At 36.1% G+C, this 13,177-nt stretch carries 14 protein-coding genes and 1 pseudogene; 13 read left to right on the top strand and 2 right to left on the bottom strand.

Features of this window, described 5'->3' with window-relative positions; all coding sequences use genetic code 11:
- Positions 1 to 651: 651 nt before the first annotated feature.
- Together CHB72_RS28060 and CHB72_RS28055 are read right to left on the bottom strand one after the other, a co-directional pair.
- Entirely contained in the window at positions 652 to 864 is a 213-nt protein-coding gene (locus CHB72_RS28060; protein ID WP_330397129.1) for a transposase domain-containing protein, read from the bottom strand.
- Positions 850 to 1,026: pseudogene (locus tag CHB72_RS28055) on the bottom strand (IS66 family transposase); the annotation flags it as partial. The gene CHB72_RS28060 and the pseudogene CHB72_RS28055, both read right to left, overlap by 15 nt.
- A gap of 493 nt (positions 1,027 to 1,519) precedes the next feature.
- On the opposite strand from CHB72_RS28055, the gene CHB72_RS24815 reads away from it, so the two are divergent.
- The 13 genes from CHB72_RS24815 to CHB72_RS24750 form a co-directional block, all read left to right on the top strand.
- On the top strand, positions 1,520 to 1,816 hold the full coding sequence (locus CHB72_RS24815; RefSeq protein ID WP_089285554.1) for a nucleotidyltransferase domain-containing protein: 297 nt from the start codon (positions 1,520 to 1,522) through the stop codon (positions 1,814 to 1,816).
- Positions 1,797 to 2,189, top strand: coding sequence for a nucleotidyltransferase substrate binding protein (locus CHB72_RS24810; protein WP_089285553.1), 393 nt, complete (start codon positions 1,797 to 1,799; stop codon positions 2,187 to 2,189). The genes CHB72_RS24815 and CHB72_RS24810 overlap by 20 nt, the downstream gene beginning before the upstream one ends.
- A 645-nt stretch (positions 2,190 to 2,834) precedes the next feature.
- A complete protein-coding gene (locus tag CHB72_RS24800) occupies positions 2,835 to 4,262 on the top strand; it encodes an ATP-binding protein (RefSeq protein WP_089285552.1) in 1,428 nt (475 codons plus the stop codon).
- Positions 4,263 to 4,497: 235 nt separating this feature from the next.
- Complete coding sequence (gene mntA, locus CHB72_RS24795; protein ID WP_089285551.1) at positions 4,498 to 4,905, top strand: type VII toxin-antitoxin system MntA family adenylyltransferase antitoxin; 408 nt, start codon at positions 4,498 to 4,500, stop codon at positions 4,903 to 4,905.
- On the top strand, positions 4,898 to 5,302 hold the full coding sequence (gene hepT / locus CHB72_RS24790; RefSeq protein WP_089285550.1) for a type VII toxin-antitoxin system HepT family RNase toxin: 405 nt from the start codon (positions 4,898 to 4,900) through the stop codon (positions 5,300 to 5,302). The genes mntA and hepT overlap by 8 nt, the downstream gene beginning before the upstream one ends.
- A gap of 12 nt (positions 5,303 to 5,314) precedes the next feature.
- Positions 5,315 to 5,644 carry a nucleotidyltransferase family protein gene (locus CHB72_RS24785; RefSeq protein ID WP_242975271.1) on the top strand — a complete coding sequence of 110 codons (330 nt, stop codon included), beginning with the start codon at positions 5,315 to 5,317 and terminating at the stop codon, positions 5,642 to 5,644.
- The gene (locus tag CHB72_RS24780) at positions 5,641 to 6,075 is read left to right on the top strand and encodes a HepT-like ribonuclease domain-containing protein (RefSeq protein ID WP_089285549.1); all 435 of its coding nucleotides are present in this window, start codon (positions 5,641 to 5,643) and stop codon (positions 6,073 to 6,075) included. The genes CHB72_RS24785 and CHB72_RS24780 overlap by 4 nt, the downstream gene beginning before the upstream one ends.
- A 79-nt stretch (positions 6,076 to 6,154) precedes the next feature.
- Entirely contained in the window at positions 6,155 to 7,072 is a 918-nt protein-coding gene (locus CHB72_RS24775; protein WP_089285548.1) for an LCP family protein, read from the top strand.
- 101 nt (positions 7,073 to 7,173) lie between these two features.
- Positions 7,174 to 9,033: a polysaccharide biosynthesis protein gene (locus CHB72_RS24770; protein ID WP_089285547.1), complete on the top strand. Its 1,860-nt coding sequence runs from the start codon at positions 7,174 to 7,176 to the stop codon at positions 9,031 to 9,033.
- 235 nt (positions 9,034 to 9,268) lie between these two features.
- Complete coding sequence (locus tag CHB72_RS24765) at positions 9,269 to 10,504, top strand: S-layer homology domain-containing protein (RefSeq protein WP_089285546.1); 1,236 nt, start codon at positions 9,269 to 9,271, stop codon at positions 10,502 to 10,504.
- Positions 10,505 to 10,597: 93 nt separating this feature from the next.
- Positions 10,598 to 11,518, top strand: coding sequence for a UTP--glucose-1-phosphate uridylyltransferase GalU (gene galU / locus CHB72_RS24760; RefSeq protein ID WP_089285545.1), 921 nt, complete (start codon positions 10,598 to 10,600; stop codon positions 11,516 to 11,518).
- Between the two features lie 280 nt (positions 11,519 to 11,798).
- Positions 11,799 to 12,038, top strand: coding sequence for a hypothetical protein (locus CHB72_RS24755; protein ID WP_089285544.1), 240 nt, complete (start codon positions 11,799 to 11,801; stop codon positions 12,036 to 12,038).
- A gap of 550 nt (positions 12,039 to 12,588) precedes the next feature.
- Positions 12,589 to 13,177 (top strand): ZmpA/ZmpB/ZmpC family metallo-endopeptidase-related protein (locus tag CHB72_RS24750; protein ID WP_278277906.1); only part of this gene is annotated, 589 nt, incomplete at its 3' end.

Below are 13,177 nucleotides of genomic sequence, written 5' to 3'. Positions count from 1 at the left end.
TTGTTTGTCAATAGTGAATTAGCACTATTTGTTAATTATATTCTTATGCAATTTTCAAGGATCAAAAAACTTATTTTCTTAAGTTGATGACAGTGTTGTAGCATTACTATATATGGTGTGCAATTTTAATATTAAAGAGTTTTTCGGAGCCTTCCCAGTCACTTAACTATTGGATAACAAGCCTTATCGCTTATCTCCTATATAGGATAGGAATAAGAACCAAAAGAAATAATCACCCTGCAGCCGCAGAGTGATTATTAGAAGTATTTAATCGCTTTAGTGGTAATCACATCAATGCGAATCTGATTACCTTTTTTATTATTATAACATAATTAGGAAGAAAATAAACAGGTTTTTTATAATTTTACTCACAATTCACAAAGGGACGAACAGAAACACAATGGGATGGAGGTCTTGTGTTTGGAGATTGCTAGCTGTGATATCGAAAATATTTTCGATCAAAGGACAGAGATGTTACTTATATAAAAAGTAACGTCTCTGTCCTTTTTCTCTTATGATCTAAAAATAATAAACTATTTGTTAAGCTTCGGGTTATCAGTCCTACCCATTAGATAATCCACTGATACATCGTAAACGGTAAATCATCCGTACTAGCATAAATAAGGCCGCCATTTCTGGCGGCTGATTGAACTATTGGTTCTGTTTTCTGCATTCAGCTGGAAGCCTTTCGGACCATGGCAAAAGATCCTCCAGGAAATCAAGATTCGTATCTTCCATATGTTTTAGAATTTCTGTAAGAAGTAACTCAAAATAGTGATAAGGCTTTAAATTGTTGGCTTTTGCTGTTTCAGCAATGCTGTAGATAATGGCACTCGCCTTAGCTCCAGCAATTGTATCAATCAAATGCCAGTTGTGTTTTCCGATGCAAAAGCCTCGGATACTGCTTTCAGCTGCGTTATTGTCAGCAGGAACATTCCCATCTTCAAGAAACACTTTCAGATATTTCTCTTGGTTCAGGCAGTAGGTGAAGCCTTTTCCTGTTTCAGATTTTGGTAGGACATCACTCTGGTGTTGTTTTACCTACGTAAAGAAAGCCTCTACCAGTGGCTTTATCGTCAATTGTCTCTGCCGTTGACGTTCCTCTGGCGAAAGCTCAGTTAATATGCCTTCTATCTTGTAAATAGCGGCAAGGTAGTCGGATAAAAAGCAGGGTATGGTTGCCACCTTGCTTTCGGATGAAAGGAGGTGGTGCGATGAAGATGTTCTGTCAATATGGTGGTAATGGAAGGGATTTGTTGTTAGAAATTGGGTAAAAATGATGCACTGTAAATATAAAGTCATAGAGGGGTAGGGGTAGAGAAATGTACTTGCAGAATTGATCTATAAAATTGAATACGGTCAGGATTCAGAAATGGAAAAATTACTTTATAAGGGTTAGCCATAAGTAAATATGGTATAATATAGATAAATATATGATGAGTTAAACAGGGAAAAGCGCTGTTAGACACTTAAGACATTCTTAGGATATTAAAATTCTAAATAGAAAGTAGAGAATAAAATGCAAGACTATGTTTTAATGAAAATACAAGAAATAGCTGCTAAATATGAAATTGAAAAGGTTATTTTATTTGGATCTCGTGCTAGAGGAGATAATTCAGAAACTAGCGATTATGATATTGCAATTTTTGCAAAAAACTTATCGCTTATAGATAAAACATTGTTGTGGACAGACATTGAGGAAATTCATACATTGAAGAAAATTGATGTGGTATTTGTAGATAAAAACTTGAATGATAGGTTTATGGAGAATATTAAGAAGGAGGGGGTAGTTATATATGAGCAAACTAGAGACTAAATTGATTAATTTCAAGAATGCATTAGATAGATTGAGGGAAGCAATTGTAGAGTTTAAGCAAGTGGATGCAAGTGATGTCGTTCGTGATGGTCTGATTCAAAGATTTGAATTTACTTATGAGCTTTCCTGGAAAACAACAAAAGAATATCTTGAAGATATTGGTATCGTAGATAAAAACTCTCCCAAAGCAGTTATCAAGGAGGCTTATGCACAGAAGCTTATTGTTAATGAGAAAAATTGGTTGCTTATGTTGAACGATAGAAATATGACTTCTCATGTATATAGAGAAGAAATGGCTGAAGAAATAGCAGACAGAATAGCAACTTGTTATATTAAAGAGTTTCAGTTGCTCCTAGAAAAACTACAAAATTAAGTCGCAAAACTAAGTTATTAGAAAGATCTGGTGCCAGGGAAGGCTCCGAAAAACTCTTTAATATTAAAATTGCATACCATATATAGTAATGCTATAATCTACACCATACTATATGGAGTGTAGTTGTAATGAAGAAAGGTACTTTTCGGAGCTTTCCCAGGCACTTAACTTATTTTTTTCTTTTCACAAAAAAGAAATATTAAATAGAATAAGCGTAGAACTAAACGAAAAATTACCTTTACCGTATTATTTTGATATTGTCCATTACGATTCTTTAAAACATAGTGGATTAAAGGAACATATCAATACATTTGGAAAAATTTTTTACGAGAAAGGCCGTGCCTGACACCAACTTATTAGCTAAAGGGGTAAGCTACTTAAAGTAGGAAAAATGTATAAAGAAATAGAGAAACCCACTGAGTTAGTGTATTGAGAGACTTATACAGCTGCTTGGTGGTTTTTTCATTTTATCTTGGATATTAGATGAAAAGAAGATACAAAATATTTTAGTGAAATATTTATGATGTAATTAAATAATATTTCACTAAACCGTTATCTATTTTAATAAAATTAAACGATATTTTACTAAAATATTGTTATTTGCATAAAATTATAATATAATGGGGGTAAAAAGGAGGTGATTCTGTGTTAGAAGAAGAATTATTGCAATTAGTGAAAAAGGTTACTTCTGAAAAATGTGAAAAGCAGCATATAGAACTCAAAAAGGCAGCTGGAGGTACACCGTCAAAACTTTATGATACTTTATCAAGTTTTTCCAATCAGCTTGATGGAGGCATAATTATTTTTGGGATTGATGAAGATGCTGGATATGAAGTGGTAGGTGTGTATGATGCGCAAGACCTTCAAAAGAAAGTGATGGAACAATCCTTACAGATGGAACCTGTAGTAAGACCATTGTTTACGGTTGCTCAAATAGAAAACAAATTGGTAGTCAGTGCAGAAATTTCGGAATGCGATATTTACGACAAGCCATGTTTTTATAAAGGTGCAGGAAGATTGCGCGGATCTTATATCCGTGTTGGTGATTCCGACCAGCCTATGACGGAATATGAAATATATAGTTATGAAGCATTTAAAAGAAGAATACATGATGAACTTCGTACTGTTGATAGAGCAACAATAGGAAACCTGTCTAAGGACAATGTGACGGAATATCTGATAAAGCTACGTAGGCAAAAACAGAATCTAGTGAATCTCGAGGAGGAACGAATACTGGAAACTCAGGGTATGTGTCAAGCTGGTCTCCCGACATTAGCAGGATTAATGCTGCTTAGCGAATATCCCCAAGAATTCTTTCCACAGCTTAGTGTCACTGCAATGGTAGTACAAGGAAAAGAAATAGGGGAACTTGGTGATGATGGTGAACGCTTTGTAGATAACAAACGTATCGAAGGTACCATACCACAGATGCTAGAAGGTACATTAGCTTTTGTACGAAGAAATATGAAAGTGAAAACCATAATAACGGAAGAGGGAACCCGTGCGGATAAACCAGAGTATCCAATAAAAGCAGTCAGGGAAGTCATACTAAATGCCCTCATACACAGGGATTACAGTGGGCATACAGATCGTTCTCCCGTACGTTTGGTAATGTATGAGGATAGATTGGAACTAGAAAATCCAGGTGGCCTGTATGGTAGAATAACTGTAGACGATTTGGGTAAGGTATCTGCGGATACCAGAAATCCTTATATAGCAGGAGCCTTGGAAATTATGATTGATACAGAAAATCGCTTCTCTGGTATTCCCACAGTAATAACAGAACTTAAAAAGGCAGGTATGCCGGCTCCAGTATTTATTGACAGACGAGGAGTGTTTAAGGTTATATTCTATAAAAAGGCAGCTGCCCAGGGTAAAGATGTTGATATGGAGCAGGCGATTTTAAATTACTGCATTACACCACGTTCTAGGGAAGAACTTGCAGAGAGATTTGGATTTGAAGCACCAACTTATTTTATTAAGACCTATATTAGTCCATTGCTTGCAGATGGAAAAATAAAAATGACTATGCCAGATAAGCCGAAGAGCAAGTTTCAAAAGTACTATTCATAAATTTATAAAATAAAATTTAGGTATCTAATACCAACTTATCTTGAAACTTTAGGAGTTATTATGTGTGAACAGGTAAAGGCTTTAGATATACACGTGGGTGGAATAAGAAAATCGGCATTCAAAGCAAATCAATATTCATTGAGAGACGGAGCCGACACAAAACACAAGGGGACCGTAGACTGCGTAAAAATGATATACTGTAAATAAAAAGTAAGCGAGAGATAGGGGTAGGGAAATGTACTTATCAGAGGAATATAAAAAGAAAATAGTAGATTTTTTAAGAAAAGAACTAAATCCAAAATTCATTTATCTTTTTGGGTCCTTTGCTAAAGGGGAAGGTCGACAGGATAGTGACATTGATTTAGCCATCTATACTGATGAAGTTATCAGTGGATACACCCTCTTGATGACTGCTAATGATCTCTCCTTTGAGATAAAAAAAGATGTACAGATTGTACACTTGAAGGATATCAATACAGTATTTGCTGCTCAAATTGTGGGGACAAGAGAGGTTTTGTACTGTGAAGATGAAGAATTAATGGCTAATTATAATATTAGAACTTTTAAGGAATATGTAAAGTTAAATGAAGAAAGAAAAGTTGTGTTAGATGCAATTGAAAGGGATGGAAAAATATATGGTTAAGGATGTTTTATATAATAAGGTCAGTATTATAGAAAGATGCTTAATACGTATTAAAGAAGTTTATGACCAAAACCCAGACAACTTAAAGGACTATACAAAACAAGACTCAATCGTATTAAATATTCAAAGGGCTGTTGAAGCAACGATTGATATTGCAATGTATTTAGTTTCCGTAAAGAAGCTGGGGATTCCTCAAAGTAGTAGAGATGCTTTTGAGGTGTTGAATCATCATCATATCATTAATGATGAAATATTTAATAAGTTAAAAGCAATGATTGGTTTTAGAAATATAGCTGTTCATAATTACCAAAAGCTTAACTTAGAGATTTTACAGAAGGTTATAGAAAACCACTTAGAAGACTTCCAAGAGTTTATAGATGTTATTAACAAGATGTAGAGGTATCAAAACATGATATACTGTAAGTATAAAGAAAAGAGAGGATGTAAGTTTATTCTAATGAGGTTATCGAAGGAAGAGGTAAAAGCAATTAGAGAAGTGGTTGGCAGGGCAGACAAGGCTGCAAATATTTACCTTTTTGGATCAAGAGTATATGATCATAAAAAAGGTGGGGATATAGATTTGTTAATATTCTCTGATACACTATCACAAGAAGATGCTAGCAAAATTAAACACAATTTATGGGATGTTATTGGAGAACAAAAAATCGATATTATCATTGTTAAAGATGATACGCATCCCTTTACAAAAATTGCTTTGAAGGAGAGTGTATTACTATGACAAGAGATGAAGAACAATTATTAATAGAAGAATTATATCTTCTGGACAATTCCAATCAGATGCTAAGATATTCCTATAGAGAGTGTAAAAAAATCGGTATAAAGACAGCGTATACTTTTGAAGAATTAGATAAGTTTGAGGCACTAACCAGTCGTTTTGCTAGAACCAGTGATTTAATAATACAGAAAATATTTAGATTGATCGACATTATAGAGTTAGAAAAGCCAGGGAGTATTATAGATAGAATTAATCGTGCAGAAAAACGAGGACTTATATGTTCTGCTGAGACATTTAAGGATATAAGGCGCTTACGAAACGATATTGCCCATGAATACATTCCAACAGCCATTGAAGAAATATTTAAAAAAGTATTAAAGCTAACCCCTGACATTATAGATAGTGTAGAAAAGATAAAAAAGTACTGTCAATAGAAACTTCAATTGTATATAAACTTAGAGAAATGATATAATATAATGCAAATATAGAGAAAGCAGTAAGGGAGAAACGTTAATGAATAAGAACAAGATTCTTTGGATAGGGATCACCTCTATACTCTGCATTTTATTATTAATAGGAGTAATTGGCTTTGAAAAATATGATAATATGAAGAATCCCCATCAAGCCTTTGAAAAAGATTTGAAGCAAGAGGAAGAAGTGGATTCTACAGAGGAAAGTACAGCCTCTGGGAAAAATGTCATTAACCTTCTTTTGCTAGGGGTAGATAGTACCGAAGTGCGAGAGGCAAGGGAAATGGGTTATCGAAGTGACAGCATCATGGTAGTGTCGATGAATCTAGATACAAAGAAAGTAAAGCTCATATCGATTCCACGGGATAGCTATACGGAGGTACCTGGCAATGATAACAAAGATAAAATTAACCATGCCATGGCCTTTGGTGGGGGACCTAGAAAAAATGGGAACCAGTATGCTGTTGAAGCCGTGGAGGGATTGCTTGGTATCAATATTCACTATTATGTCACCATGGATTTAGATGCTGTCAAAGATATCGTTGATACGATTGGTGGCGTGACGGTAGATGTGGAGCGCAGCATGGGCTCTGGTGAAAGACGTCTACAAAAGGGCGAACAAAACCTCAATGGACAACAGGCCCTTATCTATTTATCAAATCGTACTGCTCCAACAGGGGATTTCGCAAGAATACAGCAGCAACAGAAGTTTATGATGGCTTTGTTTCGCCAGACAAAGGAAAAGGGTAAATTCTCTGATATTATTCCTCTATACTTGAAAATGCAAAATAAGGTATTTACCGATTTAAGGATAGACCAGATGGGTGCTTTGGTGCTATTCTTAAAGGATATAAATCCAGAGGATATAGAGATATATACGCTAAAGGGAAGAGATATGATGATAGATGATATCTATTATTTGGACATTGATCGAGAGCATATGAAAGAAATCCTGAATTAGATAGTAAAAACTGGTGTTTATGTTCCCTGCATTGACACCAGTTTTTTTACATAGTATAGTTAAATTAGGAAAATATGTGGTAATTAAAGTGGGGACGAAAAATGCGTAAAAAAGTAATGGTAACTTTATTAGCGGTTGTTGATGCCATATTAATCAATCTAGGCTTTTTACTAGCCTTTTATATCCGGTTTGAAGGCGATTTAACAGGAAGCTTTGCTTCTCAATACCTCCCTATCTATCTAGAAAATGCCATAACCCTAACCTTGATAAAACTAGGACTCTTCTATTTGTTCGGCATGTATAAAAACCTATGGAAATATGCCAGCATTGAAGAACTATTGCAGATCGTCACCTGCTCCTTTGCAGCCAATGCAGGAGTGGTTACCTATATGATGATGACTCAGCAAGCACTACCTCGAGGTATTTACATATTGATCTTTATATTAGATACTGTTCTAATCGGTGGGGTTCGATTAAGCTATAGGATTACCAGAGGTTTCAGAGAAGACTTAAAGCACCATGGCATTGAAGGGTTGTTTAAAAATAAAGCAAAAAAAAGAATCATGATTATTGGAGCGGGACAGGCAGGAGCTATGATTATTAAAGAACTTAAAAGACGCGATAGCCTTTATAGTAAACCAGTAGCCATTATTGATGACAATGATGCAAAGCTGGGGGCTAAGATTCACGGAGTGCCAGTGATGGGTGATCGCTATCATATTAAAAAAGTAGTAGATTCTGAAAAGATAGATGAAATTATTATTGCAATTCCTTCTGCTTACAAAAAGGAAATTCGAGAGATCGTAGAGGAATGCAGTAAAACAAAATGCAAGCTGAAGATTGTGCCAGGGATTTATGAATTTATTGAAGGACAGGTTAGTATAAAAGAAATCCGTGATGTGGAGATTGAAGACTTGCTGGGCAGAGAGCCAGTGAAAGTGGATTTAGAGGAAATAAGCTGCTACTTAACCGAGAAGGTAGTGCTGGTTACCGGTGGTGGTGGTTCTATTGGTTCAGAACTCTGCCGGCAAATAGTAGGATTCCATCCGAGAAAACTACTGATTGTAGATATCTATGAAAACAATGCCTACGACATACAGAATGAATTAGTAAGAAAATATCCTGATTTAGATTTAGAAGTACTAATTGCTTCTGTTCGGGATAAGAGACGTTTAGAGGAGATATTTACATTACATAGTCCAGAAGTAGTTTTTCATGCTGCAGCCCACAAGCATGTGCCCCTAATGGAGGCAAGTCCACAGGAGGCTATAAAGAATAATATCTTTGGTACGAAAAATGTGGCAGAGTGTGCCCATGAATATGGGGCTAAGCGGTTTGTTTTGATCTCTACGGACAAAGCGGTGAATCCTACCAATATCATGGGGGCTACTAAGCGAGTAGCAGAGATGATCATCCAGTCTATGAATCTTGTTAGCAAAACTGAATTTGTAGCGGTGCGATTTGGCAATGTATTAGGTAGCAATGGTAGTGTTATTCCGCTGTTTAAGAAACAAATTGCTGAAGGTGGGCCTGTAACGGTAACAGACCCTGAGGTGACAAGGTATTTTATGACTATTCCAGAAGCGGTACAGCTGGTGATACAAGCAGGGTCCATGGCAAAGGGCGGAGAAATTTTTGTATTGGATATGGGAGAACCGGTAAGGATTATGGATCTTGCTAAAAACTTAATTCGATTATCTGGCTTTGAACCAGAGGTGGATATGCCCATTGAGATTGTGGGGTTACGACCTGGGGAAAAGCTATACGAAGAGTTATTGATGGACGAGGAAGGTTTGGAGTCTACCAAGCATGACAAGATCTTTGTTGGAAAGCCAGTTTTTACAGACCTAAGGCTGCTACACAGAGAGTTAGATATACTTACAGAACTATTATGGAATGAACCTGATGCTATCAAGGAATATATGGTAAAAATGGTACCAACTTATAAAAAAACCAGTTAAAGGACATGTTATTGACAAAAGGAAGGCCTAAGGCCTTCCTTTTTTGGTTAGAACATCATTATATGCCATTATTTACATTGGCATATAATTCCTATAATGGTTGCAATCTCAATGTTTATTGAGTAGAATGGTCGTAAGGTTCCCCCGTTGGTAGGGAATATACATAGATAATCTATACCGGGAGGAATCAGGCAGAAAAAACAGCCAAAAATTTATTTTACGGAGGAGATTGCAAATGACTAAAACCCACAACTTTAAAAAAATAGCCAGCTTTTTAATCATTGCTGCTATGCTTATTACCTCAGTAGGGGCGGTTTTCGCAGAAGCTGCTGAAATCGGTGACAATGAGGAAATCATTGAGAATGTTGAAGCTACAGAAGTAGATACTGATGAAGAAGTAGATACTGATGAAGAGGTAGATACTGATGAAGAAGCAGACACTGACGAAGAAGTAGATACTGATGAAGAAGCAGACACTGACGGAGAAGTAGATACTGAAGAAGAAACAGATACTGAAGAAGAAGTAGATACTGATGAAGAAGCAGACACTGACGAAGAAGTAGATACTGATGAAGAAGCAAACACTGACGGAGAAGTAGATACTGAAGAAGAAACAGATACTGATGAAGAAGTAGATACTGATGAAGAAGTAGACACAGAGGAAGAAGCTGTTACCTTTAGTGATATCGAAGGTCACTGGGCTGCTGACAGAATCTTAATTTGGGCTGAGAATGATGTTGTAAGAGGTTATCCAGATGGAAGCTTCAAGCCAGAAAACAACATCACAAGAGCAGAGTTTATGTCAATTGTGAACAAAGCAATGGGTTATGTAACAGAAGTAGAAATCGACTACTCTGATGTTGACGCAGACGCTTGGTATGCTGAAATTGTAGCAAGAGCAAAGGCTGCTGGATACATCTCTGGATATGAAGATAGTACCATGAGACCAGACAACTTCATTACCCGTGAAGAAGTAGCTTCTATCATTAGAAAGATTACTGAATTAGAGCAGGATGAAGAAGCAGCTGAAGTATTTGCTGATGAAATTTCTAGCTGGGCAAAAGGTCATGTAGGTGCAGTAGCGGAAGCCCGTTACATGAATGGTTACCTTAATGGAGATGTTAGAACTTTTGGAGCAAAAAACAACATTAAAAGAGCGGAAGCAGTAGTTGTGATCCATAACTTGTTCCGTGAATTAGAAGACTTAGAAGACAACGAAGAAGAAATCATTGAAGAAGACGAAGATGTTATTGATGAAGAAGATCAAGATCAAGATGAAAATCAAGACCAAGACGAAAATCAAGATCAAGATGAAAACCAAGATCAAGACGAAGACCAAAATGAACCTATTGTAGAAGAAGACGAAAATCAAGATGAAGATAATGAAGATGAAAATAATGAAGACGAAGAAGATGCAACTGAAGAAGAAACAGATTCAGAAGAAGATGAAGAAAACACTGAAGAAGACTAGTCTTTAACAGAAACTTAAGGTCCTTTGGATAGCCCAAAGGACCTTTCTATGCTATAATAGGATTTAGAAGTGAAAAGATAGGAGGAAACTTACATGAAGGTACAAAAAGCGATTATACCAGCGGCAGGCTTGGGGACTCGATTCCTACCGGCTACAAAGGCACAGCCAAAGGAGATGCTACCTATCGTAGATAAGCCTACTTTGCAGTATATTATTGAAGAGGCAGTGGCTTCTGGTATAGAGGAGATACTGATCATTACTGGAAGAAATAAAAAGTCTATAGAAGACCATTTTGATAAATCTGTTGAGCTAGAATTGGAACTAGAGAAGAAAGGGAAAGATGATTTACTAGAGGAGATTAGAAACATCTCTGACATGGTAAACATCCACTATATCCGACAAAAGGAGCCAAAGGGACTAGGACATGCCATCCATTGTGCTAAAAGCTTCATTGGTAATGAGCCCTTTGCAGTGCTGCTAGGAGACGATATCGTAGATGCTGAGGTCCCTTGTTTAAAGCAGATGATCGAGGTATATAATGAGTATAAAACCACCATTCTAGGGGTGCAGGAGGTACCACAGGAAGATGTGAATAAATACGGTATCGTTGCTGGGAAGTATATCGAGGACAGGGTATATAAGGTGAAGGATTTGGTGGAGAAGCCAGCAGTTCAGGAGTCTCCCTCTAATGTAGCCATATTAGGAAGATATATCATTAGCCCTGAGATTTTTAACATCTTAGAAAACACTGAGCCCGGTAAGGGCGGAGAAATCCAATTAACCGATGCCCTCAAGGTATTGGCTCAAAAGGAAGCCATGTATGCCTATAACTTTAAAGGCAAGCGTTATGACGTAGGAGACAAGCTAGGCTTCCTACAGGCAACGGTGGAGTTTGCTTTAAAGAGAGAGGATTTAAAGGAGGAGTTCCTTCATTATCTTACAGCTGTTGTAGAAAAGGAAAACAATAGGGCTGCTGTAGAGCTGGCGGTGGATCTGGAAAACGCTACTAGTTAACATTTTAATTGAATTGAGTTTTAAAAAGTATATATTAGAAATAACATGCTCCTTTTTGGCTTGGAATTATTTATTAATTCTTGTCAAAAAGGAGCTTTTGTTTTTGTTATTATGCCTTTTCTCCGCCAGCCTGTGGAGTCTTATCTAAAAAAGGGCTTGTATTGTGATAATTCTAATTGGCATTATACAAATTCCTTTCGGTTTACTTAAAAATGTGAGTTTTTCTACTCATTCAAAGAGTAGTTCGTCAATTAAATATAACACAACAGGGGATAAACAAATGAAAAGAGAAATATGTACATCAGCTGCGGCAACAAATGAAACATTTAGACTATTAAAAGAACAAGCAAGAAAAGAAGTTAATGAGATATTAGAGAAAGTATTTGAGGAGTTGGAACCACACTTAGATTATCTTTCTAGTTTTATAAAGATGCCAAGAGAAGACAGTCTGCAGGAAATGAAGACTAGATTTATTGAGATTATTAGGGAAGGATCAAAAATCTCCGATAAAATGCCGTAAGTGTGCCACAATTCTTTTAAGAAGTATACTATACTTTAAAATAGGAAAATCAACTCTATTAAGTTAGCTTAAGTATCAAGGTGATTGTTAATTTTTTCTATATGTTTGCCACATATAGAAAAACAGATCATTTACAAAAAGTATATAGAAAATAAGATCTGGCGTTACATAACCTATGAGGTTAGTTGAGAAAAAAGGGAAAAGGAATTGCTCGAAATTATTTCGGACAATTTTGATTTTCCTTTTTTCATTTTCACCTACTCATTATTTCTACTAATACTTTAACAACAGGTTAATTCAACTAAAGTCAAAACCAGAAAAGATAGACTGCATAATCTGTAAAAAGTAGGAGTAAGATTTAATTTTATGAATAGATGCAAATGATTTTTACAGATCTTTTGCCAAAGCATTATAACTCATTATGTAGGGAGGGATAAAAAATGATGCGAACAAGACGCTTTAACTTATGACAGGTTGTAACAATTCGATGAGACAATACGACTGTCTCGGGTTTAGTATTTTGAAAAAGTAATTTAAGGAGGAAAAAGAAATGGAATTTCAATCTATGATTGGAGCAGGTACTCAAGAAGATCCATATATTGTCATGACAAAAGAACAGTTCGATAACATGAGGTACGAGTTAACAGCTCAATATCGACTCGGAAACGACATAGATCTGGACGAAGAAGAATGGGAACCAGTGGGAAGCAGTAGTATGCCCTTTAGTGGAACACTGGATGGGAATGGGTATAGCATTAAGAATCTAGTCATAACAAAACCAACAGCAAATAACATAGGATTGTTTGGATATGTAAAAAACACAACTATTAAAAACCTAAAACTAGAAACCGTACATATTCAAGGGAAGGAACATACAGGAAGTCTAATAGGGTATATGAATGGAGGAACAGTAGAAAATGTAAGAGTAGAAGAACCAGGGCAGGTAACAGGAACTTCTAATGTAGGAGGACTAATTGGTTATGCAAATATAGGAGGCCTAGTGACAAACAGTTCTACAGGAATAGAAGTAAATGCCACAGGAAGTAATGTAGGAGGACTTATTGGCTACAGTTGTATAACAGTAACCCAAAGCTATGCAACAGGTAGAATAACCACTGCAAAGACATATGCAGGAGGAT

Origin of the sequence: Anaerovirgula multivorans (genome assembly GCF_900188145.1) — a bacterium.
Taxonomy (GTDB): domain Bacteria; phylum Bacillota; class Clostridia; order Peptostreptococcales; family Natronincolaceae; genus Anaerovirgula; species Anaerovirgula multivorans.
Note: the sequence above shows the minus strand (reverse complement) of the source record. Positions and strands in the feature narration are given on the sequence as shown.

Bases quoted from the DNA above. Each gene is read 5' to 3' on its own strand.
- hepT (WP_089285550.1), top strand. From the start codon at position 4,898: ATGGTTAAGGATGTTTTATATAATAAGGTCAGTATTATAGAAAGATGC.
- CHB72_RS24770 (WP_089285547.1), top strand. From the start codon at position 7,174: ATGCGTAAAAAAGTAATGGTAACTTTATTAGCGGTTGTTGATGCCATA.
- CHB72_RS24765 (WP_089285546.1), top strand. From the start codon at position 9,269: ATGACTAAAACCCACAACTTTAAAAAAATAGCCAGCTTTTTAATCATT.
- galU (WP_089285545.1), top strand. From the start codon at position 10,598: ATGAAGGTACAAAAAGCGATTATACCAGCGGCAGGCTTGGGGACTCGA.
- CHB72_RS24755 (WP_089285544.1), top strand. From the start codon at position 11,799: ATGAAAAGAGAAATATGTACATCAGCTGCGGCAACAAATGAAACATTT.
- mntA (WP_089285551.1), top strand. From the start codon at position 4,498: ATGTACTTATCAGAGGAATATAAAAAGAAAATAGTAGATTTTTTAAGA.
- CHB72_RS24785 (WP_242975271.1), top strand. From the start codon at position 5,315: ATGATATACTGTAAGTATAAAGAAAAGAGAGGATGTAAGTTTATTCTA.
- CHB72_RS24810 (WP_089285553.1), top strand. From the start codon at position 1,797: ATGAGCAAACTAGAGACTAAATTGATTAATTTCAAGAATGCATTAGAT.
- CHB72_RS24775 (WP_089285548.1), top strand. From the start codon at position 6,155: ATGAATAAGAACAAGATTCTTTGGATAGGGATCACCTCTATACTCTGC.
- CHB72_RS24815 (WP_089285554.1), top strand. From the start codon at position 1,520: ATGCAAGACTATGTTTTAATGAAAATACAAGAAATAGCTGCTAAATAT.
- CHB72_RS24780 (WP_089285549.1), top strand. From the start codon at position 5,641: ATGACAAGAGATGAAGAACAATTATTAATAGAAGAATTATATCTTCTG.